The following is a 15,071-nucleotide window of genomic DNA, read 5'->3' on the forward strand; positions in this document are numbered from 1 at the left end:
GATGACCGCGCAAGGTAACTGTCCAGCCTATCGGCAGCGGACGCGCCGCTCTTGAGCGCATCCGTCGGATTCTTTCGTTCAGGCACGCCATGCTCACGCCACCTGACTCGCCGGCACGTGGGCCAGCAGGTGCTTGAGCAGCGCACGGTAGGCGATCACGCCACGGCTGTTGCCGTCATTGCGCGAGGGCACCGTGCCCAGGCGGCTGGCGTCGCGCAGTTTGGTATCCACCGGGATGAACGCCTGCCAGAGGGTTTCCGGGTAGGTATCGCGCAGCACGCGCAGGGTGCCCAGGGAGGCCTGGGTGCGGCGATCGAACAGGGTCGGCACGATGGTGAACGGCAGCGCCTGCTTGCGCGAGCGGTTGACCATCTTGAGGGTGTTGACCATGCGTTCCAGGCCCTTGAGAGCGAGGAACTCGGTCTGTACCGGGATCACCAGATGCTGGCTGGCCGCCATGGCGTTGACCATCAGCACGCCCAGCAGCGGCGGGCTGTCGATGATCGCGTGATCGAATTCGTTCCACAGCTGCGCCAGGCTCTTGGCGATCACCAGGCCCAGGCCGTTCTGCCCGGGCGACTGGCGCTCCAGGGTTGCCAGCGCCGTGCTCGATGGCAGCAGGCGGATGTTCTCGTGGCTGGTCGGCAGCAGCAGCGACTCGGGCAGTCCCTCGGGCACGTTGCCCTGGTGCAGGAACAGGTCGAACACACTGTGTTCCAGGGTGTCCGGATCATGGCCGAAGTAGCTGGTCATCGAGCCATGGGGGTCCAGGTCGACGATCAGCACCCGCTTGCCGGCATCCGCCAGCAGGCCCGCCAATGCGATGGAGGATGTGGTCTTGCCGACGCCACCTTTCTGGTTGGCTACCGCCCAGACTTTCATAGTGCTGGCTCCCCGCAGGCCGTGTTTCGGTTCAGGGTGTTCATATCATTCAGTCCCTGCCGATGACGAAGAATTGACGGCGCCACTGCCGGGCGCCTCGCTGGCAATCACTGGTGCAGATTGCGTGCCAGCATGCCGCAACGCCGGATCCGGCTGCGCCTTGCCACTGCCCGCCCCGCTGATGCTGCGGCGCACCTCCAGATTGCGGGAGATCACCAGCACCACCCGGCGGTTGCGTGCGCGGCCATCCGCCGTGGCATTGTCCGCCACTGGCTGGAATTCGCCATAACCCACCGCCGCCAGCCGACCGGCGTCGAGGCCGTCCTGGGCAAGCATGCGGACGATGCTGGCGGCGCGCGCCGCCGACAGTTCCCAGTTGGTCGGGTACTGCGAATTATGGATCGGTACATTGTCGGTGAAACCCTCGACATGCACCGGGTTGCGGTAAGGCGCCAGAATCCTGGCGACCTTCTCGATGATCGCGAAGGCGGCGTCGTTGGGAATCGCGTCGCCGCTGGGGAACAGCAGGCTGGAATTGAGGGTGATCTCGATCCAGAACTCGTTGCCGCGCACCGACAGTTGATCGGTGGAGATCAGGTCGCCAAAGGCCTCGCGCACGCTCTGGGTGATCTGCTGCAGGGTGTCCGGGTTGCCCTGGGCCTGCCCTTCGTCCTGCGGATCGGTGATCGACTGGTCCGGCTGCTGGGTGCGCGGGCGCTCCTCGCCGACGGGAATCGGACGGATCGAGCGGTCCGGCTGGTTGAACACGCCGGTCAGGGTTTCCGAGAGGATCTTGTACTTGCCCTCGTTGATCGAGGAGATCGAGTACATCACCACGAAGAAGGCGAACAGCAGGGTGATGAAGTCCGCGTAGGACACCAGCCAGCGTTCGTGATTCTCGTGTTCCTCATGACGTCTGCGGCGAGGCATGCGCATCCCCTCCCCCTCAGCCGACGAAGCCTTGCAGCTTCAGCTCGATGGAGCGCGGGTTCTCGCCCTCGGCGATGGACAGCAGGCCTTCCATGAGCATCTCGCGGTAGCAGGACTGGCGCAGGACGATACTCTTGAGCTTGTTGCCGATCGGTAGCAGCAGGAGGTTGGCCAGGCCGACGCCGTAGATGGTGGCGACGAAGGCGACGGCAATGCCGTTGCCCAACTGGCTCGGGTCGGCCAGGTTGCCCATCACGTGGATCAGCCCCATCACCGCACCGATGATGCCGATGGTTGGCGAGTAGCCGCCCATGGCCTCGAACACCTTGGCAGCCGCCAGGTCCCGGCTCTCCTGGTTGAACAGGTCGACTTCGAGAATGCTGCGGATGGCCTCGGGTTCGGTGCCGTCCACCAGCAACTGCAGGCCCTTGCGCGCATAGGGATCGCGCTCGGCGTCGGCGACGGTTTCCAGGCCCAGCAGGCCTTCCTTGCGCGCCGTCATGCTCCAGCCGACCACGTGATTGATGCCGCCGACCAGGTCCACCCTGGGTGGCAGGACCATCCAGCGCAACATGGTCAGGGCGCGCTTGAGCACCGCCACCGGCGTCTGCAGCAACGCGGCGGCGAGCGTGCCGCCCACCACGATCAGTGCCGCCGGGCCGTTGGCCAGGGCACCGACGTGCCCACCCTCGAGGAAGTTGCCACCGATGATGGCAACCAGCGCGAGGATCAGGCCGACCAGGCTGAGGACATCCATCAGCCACAGGCCTCGGTCAGGTGGCGACCGATGTCGTCCAGGCTGTAGACCGCGTCAGCCAGGCCCGCCTTGGCGATCGCCATGGGCATGCCGTAGATCACACAGCTGGCTTCATCCTGCGCCCAGACCTGAGCACCGCCCTGCTTGAGCATGCGCGCGCCTTCACGGCCGTCGGCGCCCATGCCGGTGAGGACCACCGCCAGAACCTTGTCGCCATACGCCTTGGACGCGGAGCCGAAGGTCACGTCGACACAGGGCTTGTAGTTCAGGCGCTCGTCACCGGGCAGGATTCGGATCGCGCCGCGGGCATCAACCATCATCTGCTTGCCGCCGGGCGCCAGCAGGGCCACGCCGGGACGCAGGATGTCGCCATCCTCGGCTTCCTTGACGGTGATCTTGCACAGCTTGTCCAGGCGCTCGGCGAACGCCTTGGTGAAGGCCGCCGGCATGTGCTGGATGAGCACCAGCGGCGCGGGGAAGTTGGCAGGCAGCTGGGTCAGGACCCGCTGCAGCGCCACCGGCCCACCGGTCGACGTGCCGATGGCTACCAGCCGGTAGGGCTTACGCTTTGGGGCGGCGGAAGTCGCCGCTGCCGCAGGCGCGTGAGCGCCGCCCGACGACACGGGAGCGGCCTGGCGCGCCGTGCTGGCAGCGGGCGTCGAAGCGGGAGCGGCCGGGCTCGACGAGTACGAGGAGTACGCAGCGAAGCGGCGGTTGCTCTTGGCGATGGTATGGACCTTCTCGCAGAGCAACTGACGGACCTTGTCCGGATTGCGCGAGATGTCCTCGAAATTCTTCGGCAGGTAATCGACGGCGCCGGCGTCCAGCGCGTCCAGGGTAACCCGCGCGCCCTCGTGGGTCAGCGAAGAGAACATCAGAACCGGCGTCGGACAGCGCTGCATGATGGTCCGCACGGCGGTGATGCCATCCATCAGTGGCATCTCGTAGTCCATGGTGATCACGTCGGGCTTGAGCGCCAGCGCCTGATCGATCGCCTCGCGGCCGTTGGTCGCCGTGCCGACCACCTGGATCTGCGGATCAGCCGACAGAATCTCCGAGACACGACGGCGGAAGAACCCCGAATCGTCCACCACCAGGACTTTGACAGCCATAGACACTCCTGAAAAAAACGTCTTCCATCACACGGGCGGACGCGGGGTCATCCCACGGCCCGCCCATGGCGGTCAGATACGACGGGCGTAACGCTTGAGCATGCTCGGCACGTCGAGGATCAGCGCGATGCGCCCGTCCCCGGTGATCGTTGCCCCCGCCATGCCCGGCGTGCCCTGCAGCATCTTGCCCAGTGGCTTGATCACCACCTCCTCCTGGCCCACCAGTTGATCGACCACGAAGCCGATACGCTGGGTGCCCACGGAGAGGATCACCACGTGGCCCTCGCCCGGCTCGTCATGCTGCGCGCCCGGCACCAGCCAGCGCTTGAGGTAGAACAACGGCAGCGCCTTGTCGCGGACGATCACCACTTCCTGGCCGTCGACCACGTTGGTGTTCGACAGATCGAGATGGAAGATCTCGTTGACGTTGACCAGCGGGAAGGCGAAGGCCTGGTTGCCCAGCATCACCATCAGGGTCGGCATGATCGCCAGGGTCAGCGGGACCTTGATGACGATCTTCGAGCCCTGGCCCTTGGTCGAGTAGATGTTGATGATCCCGTTGAGCTGGGAAATCTTGGTCTTCACCACGTCCATGCCGACACCACGGCCGGAGACGTCGGAGATCTCGGTCTTGGTCGAGAAACCCGGGGCGAAGATCAGGTTGTAGCAGTCGGACTCGGACAGGCGATCGGCCGCGTCCTTGTCCAGCAGGCCCTTCTCCACGGCCTTGGCACGCAGAACGTCCGGGTCCATGCCCTTGCCGTCGTCGGAGATCGACAGCAGGATGTGGTCGCCTTCCTGCTCGGCGGACAACACCACCTTGCCCGAACGCGACTTGCCGGCGGCTTCGCGCTCGTCCGGACCCTCGATACCATGGTCCACCGCGTTGCGCACCAGGTGCACCAGCGGGTCGGCCAGGGCCTCGACCAGGTTCTTGTCCAGGTCGGTCTCTTCGCCGATCAGCTCGAGGTTGATCTCTTTCTTCAGGTTGCGCGCCAGATCGCGGACCTGCCGCGGGAAGCGGCCGAAGACCTTCTTGATCGGCTGCATGCGGGTCTTCATGACCGACGACTGCAGGTCGGCGGTGACCACATCGAGGTTGGAGACGGCCTTGGCCATCGCCTCGTCGCCACTGTTCAGGCCCAGGCGCACCAGGCGATTACGCACCAGCACCAGTTCGCCGACCATGTTCATGATCTCGTCCAGGCGGGCGGTGTCCACGCGTACGGTGGTTTCCGCCTCGTTGGCTGGTTTCTCCGCAGCGGCAGCAGCCGGCTTGGCCGCGGCAGGCTTGGCAGCAGCCGTCGGCGTCGGCGCGGCGGCAGGCCTGGGCGCAGGCGCTACAGGCTTGGCAGGAGCGACCGGCTCTTCCTTGGCGCCCGTGAACTGGCCCTTGCCGTGCAACTCATCGAGCAGCTTCTCGAATTCGTCGTCACTGATATTGTCGTCGGCGGCAGCGGCAGCCGGAGCTTCCTCGATTGTTTCTGCGGCAGCGGGGGCAGCGGCTGGCTCTTCCTTGGCGCCGGTGAACTGGCCCTTGCCGTGCAGTTGGTCGAGCAGCGCTTCGAACTCGTCGTCGCTGATCTCGTCGCCAGCGCCGGCGGCCGGCGTCTCGGCAACCGGTGCCGGAGCCGTGCTGACGGCCTCCTTGGCAGCACCGCTGAACTGGCCCTTGCCATGCAACTGGTCAAGCAGTGCTTCGAATTCGTCATCGGTGATGTCGTCGCCACCGGCGCCAACCGGCGCGGCGGGCGCCTCGGCAGCCGGCTCGAGAGCATCCATCAGTTGCTCGAACTCGGCGTCGGTGATGTCGCCATAGGCAGCAGCAGCCGGAGCCTCCTCGACGACGGGCTCGGCAACGGCCGGAGCGGCAACCGGCGCTTCAGCCGGAGCGGCGTTCGGGTCAGCCAGGCGCGACAGCGCAGCCAGCAACTCGGGAGTCGCCGGGGTCGGCTCTTGCGCGTCGCGGACCTGCTGGAACATGACGTTGACGGTATCCAACGCCTGAAGCATCACGTCCATCAGCTCGGCATCCACGCGGCGTTCGCCCTTGCGCAGCATGTCGAACACGTTCTCGGCGATGTGGCAGCACTCGACCAGCGCGTTCAGCTGGAGGAAGCCGGCACCACCTTTGACGGTATGGAACCCACGGAAGATTGCGTTGAGCAGGTCCATGTCATCCGGACGGCTTTCCAGCTCGACCAGTTGCTCGGACAGTAGCTCGAGAATCTCGCCGGCCTCCACCAGGAAGTCCTGGAGGATTTCGTCATCGGCGTCGAAGCTCATTCGGTGCTCCCTCTACAGCGTCAGCGGACGCTTAAAAACCAAGGCTGGACAACAGGTCATCGACATCGTCCTGACCGGATACGACGTCCTTTCTTGTATCGGCAGCAATCTGCGGACCTTCACCCTTGGACGATCTTTCTTTTTCCACCGCGTCGCGCATGCTCTCGTGGTCATGCTCGATGCCGGCATAGCGATCGACCTGACCCGCCATCCAGACCAATTTCACCAGGTTCGACTCGACCTCGGTCACCAGCTTGGTGACGCGCTTGATCACCTGCCCGGTGAGGTCCTGGAAGTCCTGCGCGAGCAAGATGTCGTTCAGGTGCGCGGACAGCTTGCGGCTATCCTGGGCGCTGATGTAGAGGAACTGCTCGACACGCTTGGCCAGGTCGCGGAAGGCCTCGGGGCCCAGTTCGCGACGCATGAAGCGCGACCAGTCTTCCTGCAGTTCCTTGGCCTGGGTCTCGATGTGCATGACCACCGGGGTGCACTCTTCCACCAGGTCCATGGTGCGATTGGCCGCTTTCTCGGTCATCGTCACCACGTAGGACAGGCGGTCGGTCGCATCGGCGATCTGCGAGACTTCCTGGGCGCGCGGGGAACTGGGGTCGATCTGGAAGTTGACGATGGCGTTGTGCAGTTCGCGGGTCAGCTTGCCTACCTCCTGGTAGAGCCCGCGATCACGCGCCTGGTTGAGCTCGGAGATCAGCTGCACGGCGGTCTGTACGTCGCCCTGCTCGAGGCATTCGACCAATTCGCGCGCGTGTTTTTTCAGGGTCGACTCGAAGTCACCCGCGGATTCGTTGAAATCCATGACGCCCTCTTGGCCAGCCTTAGCTGCCGACCCGCTCGAAAATCTTCTCGATCTTTTCTTTCAGCACCTGAGCGGTGAAAGGCTTGACCACATAGCCGTTGACCCCGGCCTGGGCCGCTTCGATGATCTGGTCGCGCTTGGCTTCGGCGGTGACCATCAGCACCGGCAGGTGCTTCAGGCGCTCGTCGGCGCGGACCGCACGGAGCAGGTCGATGCCGGTCATGCCGGGCATGTTCCAGTCGGTAACGAGGAAGTCGAAATTGCCGCTGTGCAGCATCGGCAGCGCAGTGGTGCCGTCGTCGGCTTCTGCGGTATTGGTGAACCCCAGGTCCCGCAGGAGGTTCTTGATGATGCGCCTCATCGTGGAAAAGTCGTCCACGATGAGAATTTTCATGTTCTTGTCCAAACCTGCCTCCATCGATACCAAACGCGCCCTGGCGGGCGTGCCGTCAATTCATTGAGCGCCGCGCGCTCTTTGCTGGGGGCGCGTCAAGAGAACGTCACCCCAAAATTCGTAAGCCTCTAACGCGCCTAAGGAAAATCCCTTCAGCCTTTTCGCTAGGAAAACGCAGGCGCGAAACTACCCGATGCTCAGCGAGCGCGCCACTCCGCCAGACGCGAGCGCAAGCGCGCGGCACACTGGCTGTGCAACTGGCTGACCCGCGATTCGCTGACGCCCAGCACTTCGCCGATCTCCTTGAGGTTGAGTTCCTCGTCGTAGTAAAGGGCCAGCACCAGCCGCTCACGCTCGGGCAGCTTGGTGATGGCATCGGCCAGGGCTGCCTGGAAGCGCTCGTCTTCCAGCCCGTGGGACGGCTCGTTGTCGTGGTGCGACGCGTCTTCGGCAAAGCCGCTGCCCTGGTCGCCGTCCTGCAACATGTCGTCGAAGCTGTACAGACGGCTGCCCTGGGTGTCGCTGAGGATGCCGTAATAATCTTCGAGGCTCATATTGAGTTCGGCAGCAACCTCCTGATCTTTAGCGTCGCGTCCGGTACGCGCTTCGACGGCACGGATGGCGTCGCTGACCATGCGGGTGTTGCGGTGGACCGAACGCGGCGCCCAGTCGCCCTTGCGTACCTCGTCGAGCATGGCGCCGCGGATGCGGATGCCGGCGTAGGTCTCGAAGCTCGCGCCCTTGCCCTGGTCATATTTCTTCGCCGCCTCCAGCAGGCCGATCATGCCAGCCTGCATCAGGTCCTCCACCTGCACACTGGCGGGCAGACGACCCAGCAGGTGGTAGGCGATGCGCTTCACCAGCGGTGCGTGCTTCTGGATCAGCAGTTCCTGGGAGTTGTGCGCCTGTGCCTTGCTGTACATACGCGCTCCGGAGGCCGCGGTCATACGGCCGAACCCGTGGGATGTTGCACCAGGCGCTCGACGAAGAACTCCAGGTGCCCTCGTGGGTTGGCCGGCAGCGGCCAGCTGTCGACCTTCTGCGCCACCGCACGGAAGGCCAGGGACGCCTTGCTGCGCGGGAACGCCTCATACACCGAACGCTGCTTCTGCACGGCCTTGCGCACCGACTCGTCGTAGGGGATGGCGCCGACATACTGCAGCGCCACGTCCAGGAAGCGGTCGGTGACCTTGGTCAGCTTGGCGAACAGGTTGCGGCCTTCCTGGGGGCTGTGGGCCATGTTCGCCAGCACGCGGAATCGGGTCATGCCGTAGTCGCGATTGAGCAGCTTGATCAAAGCGTAGGCGTCGGTGATGGAGGTTGGTTCATCACAAACGACCAGCAGCACTTCCTGGGCCGCCCGGACGAAGCTCACCACCGAGTCGCCGATCCCGGCGGCGGTGTCCACCACCAGCACGTCGATGTTGTCGCTGATGTCGCTGAAGGCCTGGATCAGGCCGGCGTGCTGCATCGGCGTGAGGTGCACCATGCTCTGGGTGCCCGACGCCGCCGGGACGATGCGGATGCCGCCAGGTCCCTGGAGGATCACGTCACGCAGGTCGCATTCGCCTTCGATGACGTCGGCCAGCGTGCGCTTGGGCGACAGCCCCAGCAGCACGTCGACGTTGGCCAGGCCCAGGTCGGCGTCCAGCAGCATGACGCGACGGCCCAGATCGGCCAGCGCCAGCGACAGATTCACCGACACGTTGGTCTTGCCCACGCCACCCTTGCCGCCGGTGACTGCGATTACCTGAACGGGATGCATACCCATATCAATACCTTGTCTCGTCGTTCGACCGTCACGCTTCTGGCGTTTCGGCTAATCCGGTTGCGGTGCTCCACCGCCTCCGGCGCTCGCGGATCGTCTAACAGAGCATCCGCATCGCTTGGGCGACCCAACTGGCCGCCCCACGCCCCATCCGGGGCTCACAATCTTCAACTGGCGCGACGCACCGGCTGTTGGTAAAGGCCGGCGAACATGTCCGCCATGGCGTCCTCGCAGGGCTCTTCCGGCGATTGCAGGCTCACGGCACGGCTGACCAGTTGGTGCGCGCGTGCCACATGCAGGTCATCCGGGATCTTCGGCCCATCAGCCAGATAGGCTACCGGGAGATGCTGGCTGATAGCCAGAGCCAGAGCTTCGCCGAGGCTTCCCGCCTCGTCCAGTTTGGTCAAAATGCACCCGACCAGGCCACAGGAACGATAGTTCTGCCAGGCGGCCTTGAGGACCTGGCTCTGGCTGGTCGCGGCCAGCACGAGGTAGTTCTTCACGTTCAGGCTCAGCGACGACAGCGCTTCGAGCTGCATGCGCAGCGCCGGATCGTTGGCGGGCAGGCCCGCAGTGTCGATCAGCACCAGGCGCTTGCGTGCCAGCGGCGCCATGGCCTGGATCAGCGACTTGCCCGGGTCGACCAGGGTCACCGGTACGTTGAGGATGCGACCCAGGGTCTTGATCTGCTCCTGCGCGCCGATGCGAAAGCTGTCCATGGACACCAGGGCAATGCTCTGCGCGCCGTATTTCAGTACGTAGCGAGCAGCCAGCTTGGCCAGGGTAGTGGTCTTGCCCATGCCGGCGGGGCCGACCAGGGCAATCACGCCGCCCTGCTCCAGCAGATCGACTTCCGGGGTATTGATCGAGCGTGCCAGGTGCGCCAGCAGCATGCGCCACGCCTGCTTCGGATCGGCGATGGAGGACACGCGCTCCAGCAGGTTGCGCGACAGGTCGGCCGGCAGGCCCATGCGCTGCAGGCGGCGCCACAGCCCAGCCTGTTTCGGACGCTGGTTCTGCAGCTGGTTCCAGGCGATGGAGCCCAGCTGCACTTCGATCAGTTCGCGCAGGCCATTGAGCTCGAAGCGCATGGCTTCCAGCGCCTGCTGGCCGGCAGCGGCCGGCGTCGGGGCGACCGGTGCGGCCATGGCCTCAGCCAGGGTTTCGGCAGCGCTGCGGCGCGGCGTCTCGGTGCCGTACATTTGACGGTCCTTGCGCACGCCATCGCTGGCACGGGTCGGGGCCGACAGGTCTGCCTTGGCCTGGGCGATCTTCGCCTGGGTCTTGCGCAGCTCGGCTTCCAGCGCCGGGTTCGGCTTGCTCGCCGCCACCGGTGCCTGGTAATCCAGCGCCGCGGTCAGCTCAACGCCACCGGCGACACGGCGATTGCCGATGATCGCGGCGTCCGGGCCCAGCTCGTCACGAACCAGTTTCATGGCCTGACGCATATCAGCGGCGAAGAAGCGTTTTACCTGCATGGCCTGGGACCTCAATCAATTCTGCCCAACGGTGGCAACGATCGTGACTTGTTTGTTGTCGGGGATTTCCTGGTAAGCCAGCACGTTCATGGTGGGAACCGCCATCCGGGCGAATCGCGACATCATCGCGCGGATGGGACCTGCCACCAGAAGAATCGCCGGCTTGCCGAGCATCTCCTGACGCTGCGCCGCTTCAACCATCGAGCGTTGCAGCTTTTCGGCCATTCCGGGTTCCAGCAACATGCCGTCTTCGGAGCCCTGTCCGGCCTTCTGAAGACTATTGAGCAATATCTGTTCCAACCTGGGTTCCAGAGTGATCACGGGCAGCTCCGGCTCTAGTCCCACAATGGTTTGCACGATTGCACGGGACAGCGCGACGCGAACTGCCGCCACCATCGCGGCGGGATCTTGACTCTTCACCGCCACGTTGGCGATGGCTTCGGCGATGGTGCGGATATCGCGCACCGGCACCTGTTCCTGCAGCAGCGCCTGCAGCACCTTGAGCAGGGTCGACAGGGAAATCATCCCCGGCACCAGCTCTTCGGCGAGCTTGGGCGAGGTCTTGGCCAGCAGTTGCATCAATTGCTGGACTTCTTCATGGCCGAGCAGCTCATGGGCGTGCTTGTGCAGTACCTGGTTCAGGTGCGTGGCGACCACGGTGCTGGCGTCGACCACGGTATAGCCCAGGGACTGTGCCTGGTCGCGCTGCGAGGCCTCGATCCACACGGCTTCCAGGCCAAAGGCCGGGTCCTTGCCGGCGATGCCGTTGAGGGTGCCGAACACCTGGCCGGGGTTGATCGCCAGGTCGCGGTCCGGATAGATCTCGGCTTCCGCCACGCTGACACCCATGAGCGTCAAACGATAGGCGTTGGGCAGCAGGTCGAGGTTGTCGCGGATGTGCACCGAGGGCATGAGGAAGCCCAGGTCCTGGGACAACTTCTTGCGCACGCCCTTGATCCGCGCGAGCAACTGGCCGCCCTGGTTGCGGTCCACCAGCGGAATCAGGCGGTAGCCCACTTCCAGGCCGACCATGTCCACTGGTGTCACGTCGTCCCAGCCCAGCTCCTTGGTCTGTTCGGCGCGCTGCGCGGGCAGCAGCTCCTGCTGGGTCTGGGCTTCCTGCTCGGCTTTCTGGCTGGCCTGGCGCTGGCGGTGCCAGATCAGGTACGCGCCACCGGCGGCCAGGCCGCCCAAGCCGACGAAGGACACGTGCGGCATACCGGGAACCAGGCCCATGGCAATCAGGATGGCGGCGGAAATGGCCAGCGCCTTGGGCGAGGCGAACATCTGGCGGTTGACCTGCTGGCCCATGTCCTCGGCGCTGGAAACACGGGTCACCATGATCGCAGCGGCGGTGGACAGCAGCAGCGAGGGCAGCTGCGCCACCAGACCGTCACCGATGGTCAGCAGGGCGTAGACCTTGCCGGCGTCGCCGAAGCTCATCGAATGCTGGATCACACCGATGGCCACGCCACCGATGAGGTTGATGAAGAGGATCAGCAGGCCGGCGACGGCGTCACCGCGGACGAATTTGCTGGCACCGTCCATGGAGCCGTAGAAATCGGCTTCCTGCGCGACTTCGGCGCGGCGCTTCTTGGCTTCAGCCTGTTCGATCAGGCCGGCGTTGAGGTCGGCGTCGATCGCCATCTGCTTGCCGGGCATGGCGTCGAGGGTGAAACGCGCACTCACTTCGGAGATACGCCCGGCACCCTTGGTGACCACCACGAAGTTGATGATCATGAGAATCGCGAAGACCACGATACCGACGACGTAGTTGCCGCCGATCACCACCTCGCCGAAGGCCTGGATCACCTTGCCCGCGGCTGCATGGCCGTCATGGCCGTGCAGCAGCACGACGCGGGTGGACGCGACGTTCAGCGCCAGGCGCAACAGGGTGGCGACCAGCAGGATGGTCGGGAAGACGGCGAAGTCCAGCGGGCGCAGGGCATACACGCTGACCAGCAGGACCACGATGGACAGGGCGATGTTGAAGGTGAACAGCACATCCAGCAGGAACGGCGGGATCGGCAGGGTCATCATCGCCAGCATGGCGAGCAACAGCAACGGCACGCCGAGATTGCCTCGACTGAGCCCTGCCAGGTTGCTGCGAACAGTGCCGATCAGTTGCGTACGATCCACCCGAAATCCCCTGCAAGTGGGTGACCGAGCCGGCCACCGGATCAAACTTTTGACGCCCAACCGGGCATCCGCACAGGGTTTTGCAGGAAGCGTTCCAACTTCTTCGAATCGGCGTCAGGAACTGTCCTTGACCAGTTTGAAGGTACCGTCCCTGAAGCCGCCCGCCACCGCACAAGTGGATTGATTGGTGTCGCTTCGCGCCTCGAAACGGTAGTGACCGGACATCACGCCGTACTCGGTATCGTCCTCGCTGCGGACGATCGCCACGCGGTCGATCACCAGCTCGCCGTGGCTGGCCCGCAGGGTATCCTCGGGGCTCTCCTGGAACAGCACCGCGGCGCCCTCGCCAAGCTTCGCCCGACCATCCCGCGGCGAACCGATAACATAGCGCCCGGAGAGCTTCGACGGATCACGGCGCAGCTGATCCTGCGCGGTGGTCAGGTGGAACTGCGCGGTGAGCGTCGCCGGGTGGCCGCCCTCCCCCTGCACCGCCAACGGCACGCCGACCACCAGCTCGTTGTCGCCGTTGAGCTGGGCGACGTAGAGCGAACCCCACCAGCGATCCGTCACCTGCGCCTCATGCTGCACGCCGCAGACCTGCAGGCGGTAGTGCGTCACCGGTGTGTCGGGTGCGCAGGCGCCGCACAGTCCGACACCCACCGCCATCGCCAGAATCCTGAAGTGTCCCGCTTCGCCCATCGTCCCTCTCCGGTCAGCGCCTCGAAGGTTCGACCGATGAGGTCCGGCGAAAGGTTCCCCTGCCTTTCGGCCGGTCACCAGCTCCCGGAGGCACCGCCTCCGCCGCTGGAGCCACCGCCACCGGAGTAGCTGCTGCCGCCGCTGGACGATGAGCTGCCGCCGCTGGAGCTATTGGAGCCGCCACCAAACGTACCGGGAAGAAAGGCGAACAGCAGCGGAATGAGCAACATGGGGACCAGCACCAGCGACTCGGGGAACGCCCACGGCTGCTGGCGGACACCCGACACCTCGATCACGATTCCAGCGATGCTCAGGGCCAGCACCAGTCGGATCCCGAACTCCACGCGGCTGCGCCGCCAGGCTTTCCAGGCCAGTACGAACGGCAGGCACAGCAGCACAACGCACGGGATACCGCCTATGGGCAAGGCCAGGGCGTAGAACACCACGTATCCGCCGTTGAAGAACATCGCATAGACCGCCAGTGCGACGAGATAGCCGATGATGCCGCCGATAATCCCGGCTGCCACGCGCGACCCCGCCGCCAACGCACCGATGCCGGCGCCGAAGAGCATGCTGAAGGGAATCGCCATGAGCAGCACCGGCAGGCCCTTCAACCCCGCGCTGGCGGCCATCAGCACGGTCGCCACTGCCAATATCGGCAGCACGACCTTCACACCGAGCCAGCGACGGCGCAACACGACGCCGGCCACACCGCCACCCGCCAAGCCGATCAGCAAGAGCCAACCCTCCCAGGTCAGCCCGCCACTGCGATGCTCCTCCGGCAGGGTCTCGCCATCGATCAACCGCTCCAGCACATTCACCGCACCCTCGATGCCGCCGGCAAAGTCGCCAGTGCGGAAGGCCGGAACCATTGTTTCCCGGATGATGCGCCCGGCGACCACATCGGGAATCGCCCCTTCCAGCCCGTAGCCGACCTCGATGCGCAGGGTCCGGTCGTTCTTCGCCACCAGCACCAGCACGCCGTCATCCACGCCCTGGCGCCCCAGGCGCCACTGTTCGAAGACACGGGTGGCGAACTGCTCGATGCTGTCCTCGCCAGTGCTGGGCACCATCAGAATGGCGACCTGCGAGCCCTTGCGCTGCTGCAGCGCCAACAGCCGTTGCTGCATGCTCACGACCCAGTCGCGACCCAGGGTGCCGGTAAGGTCGGTGACCGGACTGGTCAGCCGGGGAACGGCGACGGGCGATGGCTGCTGGGCGGCATCGCCAGCGTCCACGGTGATTACGGAGGTGTCCGGTTGCGCTGCCGATACAGGGGGCGCCCCCAAGAGCAGGAGCAGGCAAAGAGCCAGAGTCCTCCAGCGGCTCATGCCACAGTCACTCGCGGGCGCCCACGCAATGCCTGAAGGATACCCATCGAGCACTTGGGATCATGCAAGCGGCCGCGCCACGCATGAAAAGCAAGGAAGAGCTGACTGACCACGCCGTAACCGAACGGGAGGACCACAACCAGTGCGGCCAGCCCCAGGTTGAATACCCGCAGCCAACGCAGATCGCCGTCACTCGCGACCGTTCCCACCGCGAAGACCAGCAGACAGCCTGCGCCATAGAAGATGCCCATCGACAGGTAGAGATCGAGCGTCCGCAGGAAGACCTCGCGCACAAAAAGCGGCATCGCTTTGCGCGCAAGGAGGTAGATCAGCAGCAACAGCGGCAGGCTCCACAGGGTGGACAGGCCGATAACAAGGGCACCGACGGCGACCAGAGCGCCTGTTCGACGCTCGCGGACAGAGCTTTCCATAGCGATTCTCGTGTGCCTCCTGGCAAGGGTGGAACCCCGGATGCTAGTAC

The 15,071-nt window shown here is 65.0% G+C and carries 14 protein-coding genes; all 14 read right to left on the minus strand.

What is annotated here, in order from left to right:
* Window positions 1–93 precede the first annotated feature (93 nt).
* Complete coding sequence (locus AC1ZV1_RS21335) at window positions 94–882, minus strand: ParA family protein (RefSeq protein WP_484293504.1); 789 nt, start codon at window positions 880–882, stop codon at window positions 94–96.
* Window positions 883–927: 45 nt separating this feature from the next.
* On the minus strand, window positions 928–1,812 hold the full coding sequence (gene motD, locus AC1ZV1_RS21340) for a flagellar motor protein MotD (protein WP_484293505.1): 885 nt from the start codon (window positions 1,810–1,812) through the stop codon (window positions 928–930).
* 16 nt (window positions 1,813–1,828) lie between these two features.
* A complete protein-coding gene (locus tag AC1ZV1_RS21345) occupies window positions 1,829–2,569 on the minus strand; it encodes a flagellar motor protein (protein ID WP_236173954.1) in 741 nt (246 codons plus the stop codon).
* On the minus strand, window positions 2,569–3,681 hold the full coding sequence (locus AC1ZV1_RS21350; RefSeq protein ID WP_484293506.1) for a protein-glutamate methylesterase/protein-glutamine glutaminase: 1,113 nt from the start codon (window positions 3,679–3,681) through the stop codon (window positions 2,569–2,571). Before AC1ZV1_RS21350 ends, AC1ZV1_RS21345 begins: the two co-directional genes overlap by 1 nt.
* A 72-nt stretch (window positions 3,682–3,753) precedes the next feature.
* Window positions 3,754–5,967 carry a chemotaxis protein CheA gene (locus AC1ZV1_RS21355; protein WP_484293507.1) on the minus strand — a complete coding sequence of 738 codons (2,214 nt, stop codon included), beginning with the start codon at window positions 5,965–5,967 and terminating at the stop codon, window positions 3,754–3,756.
* Between the two features lie 31 nt (window positions 5,968–5,998).
* Window positions 5,999–6,781: a protein phosphatase CheZ gene (locus AC1ZV1_RS21360; protein ID WP_138520542.1), complete on the minus strand. Its 783-nt coding sequence runs from the start codon at window positions 6,779–6,781 to the stop codon at window positions 5,999–6,001.
* Between the two features lie 19 nt (window positions 6,782–6,800).
* Window positions 6,801–7,175, minus strand: coding sequence for a chemotaxis response regulator CheY (locus tag AC1ZV1_RS21365; protein WP_085988857.1), 375 nt, complete (start codon window positions 7,173–7,175; stop codon window positions 6,801–6,803).
* 197 nt (window positions 7,176–7,372) lie between these two features.
* Window positions 7,373–8,122, minus strand: a complete 750-nt coding sequence (fliA, locus tag AC1ZV1_RS21370; protein WP_416745112.1) for an RNA polymerase sigma factor FliA — start codon at window positions 8,120–8,122, stop codon at window positions 7,373–7,375.
* Entirely contained in the window at window positions 8,119–8,946 is an 828-nt protein-coding gene (fleN, locus tag AC1ZV1_RS21375; RefSeq protein ID WP_017520297.1) for a flagellar synthesis regulator FleN, read from the minus strand. Before fleN ends, fliA begins: the two co-directional genes overlap by 4 nt.
* A 164-nt stretch (window positions 8,947–9,110) precedes the next feature.
* Window positions 9,111–10,421, minus strand: a complete 1,311-nt coding sequence (gene flhF, locus AC1ZV1_RS21380) for a flagellar biosynthesis GTPase FlhF (RefSeq protein ID WP_484293508.1) — start codon at window positions 10,419–10,421, stop codon at window positions 9,111–9,113.
* 15 nt (window positions 10,422–10,436) lie between these two features.
* On the minus strand, window positions 10,437–12,560 hold the full coding sequence (flhA, locus tag AC1ZV1_RS21385) for a flagellar biosynthesis protein FlhA (protein WP_484293509.1): 2,124 nt from the start codon (window positions 12,558–12,560) through the stop codon (window positions 10,437–10,439).
* A 114-nt stretch (window positions 12,561–12,674) separates the two neighbouring features.
* The gene (locus AC1ZV1_RS21390) at window positions 12,675–13,259 is read right to left on the minus strand and encodes a hypothetical protein (protein WP_484293510.1); all 585 of its coding nucleotides are present in this window, start codon (window positions 13,257–13,259) and stop codon (window positions 12,675–12,677) included.
* A 74-nt stretch (window positions 13,260–13,333) separates the two neighbouring features.
* Window positions 13,334–14,590 (minus strand): TPM domain-containing protein, encoded by a 1,257-nt coding sequence (locus tag AC1ZV1_RS21395; protein WP_484293511.1) that lies wholly within the window; start codon window positions 14,588–14,590, stop codon window positions 13,334–13,336.
* Entirely contained in the window at window positions 14,587–15,021 is a 435-nt protein-coding gene (locus AC1ZV1_RS21400) for a hypothetical protein (protein ID WP_484293512.1), read from the minus strand. Before AC1ZV1_RS21400 ends, AC1ZV1_RS21395 begins: the two co-directional genes overlap by 4 nt.
* Window positions 15,022–15,071 lie beyond the last annotated feature (50 nt).

This window comes from Pseudomonas sp. BB438 (genome assembly GCF_057180225.1).

What these genes read in the sequence shown, in the direction of transcription:
- AC1ZV1_RS21335 (WP_484293504.1), bottom strand. Translation starts at nt 882, where the DNA reads ATGAAAGTCTGGGCGGTAGCCAACCAGAAAGGTGGCGTCGGCAAGACC.
- motD (WP_484293505.1), bottom strand. Translation starts at nt 1,812, where the DNA reads ATGCCTCGCCGCAGACGTCATGAGGAACACGAGAATCACGAACGCTGG.
- AC1ZV1_RS21345 (WP_236173954.1), bottom strand. Translation starts at nt 2,569, where the DNA reads ATGGATGTCCTCAGCCTGGTCGGCCTGATCCTCGCGCTGGTTGCCATC.
- AC1ZV1_RS21350 (WP_484293506.1), bottom strand. Translation starts at nt 3,681, where the DNA reads ATGGCTGTCAAAGTCCTGGTGGTGGACGATTCGGGGTTCTTCCGCCGT.
- AC1ZV1_RS21355 (WP_484293507.1), bottom strand. Translation starts at nt 5,967, where the DNA reads ATGAGCTTCGACGCCGATGACGAAATCCTCCAGGACTTCCTGGTGGAG.
- AC1ZV1_RS21360 (WP_138520542.1), bottom strand. Translation starts at nt 6,781, where the DNA reads ATGGATTTCAACGAATCCGCGGGTGACTTCGAGTCGACCCTGAAAAAA.
- AC1ZV1_RS21365 (WP_085988857.1), bottom strand. Translation starts at nt 7,175, where the DNA reads ATGAAAATTCTCATCGTGGACGACTTTTCCACGATGAGGCGCATCATC.
- fliA (WP_416745112.1), bottom strand. Translation starts at nt 8,122, where the DNA reads ATGACCGCGGCCTCCGGAGCGCGTATGTACAGCAAGGCACAGGCGCAC.
- fleN (WP_017520297.1), bottom strand. Translation starts at nt 8,946, where the DNA reads ATGGGTATGCATCCCGTTCAGGTAATCGCAGTCACCGGCGGCAAGGGT.
- flhF (WP_484293508.1), bottom strand. Translation starts at nt 10,421, where the DNA reads ATGCAGGTAAAACGCTTCTTCGCCGCTGATATGCGTCAGGCCATGAAA.
- AC1ZV1_RS21390 (WP_484293510.1), bottom strand. Translation starts at nt 13,259, where the DNA reads ATGGGCGAAGCGGGACACTTCAGGATTCTGGCGATGGCGGTGGGTGTC.
- AC1ZV1_RS21395 (WP_484293511.1), bottom strand. Translation starts at nt 14,590, where the DNA reads ATGAGCCGCTGGAGGACTCTGGCTCTTTGCCTGCTCCTGCTCTTGGGG.
- AC1ZV1_RS21400 (WP_484293512.1), bottom strand. Translation starts at nt 15,021, where the DNA reads ATGGAAAGCTCTGTCCGCGAGCGTCGAACAGGCGCTCTGGTCGCCGTC.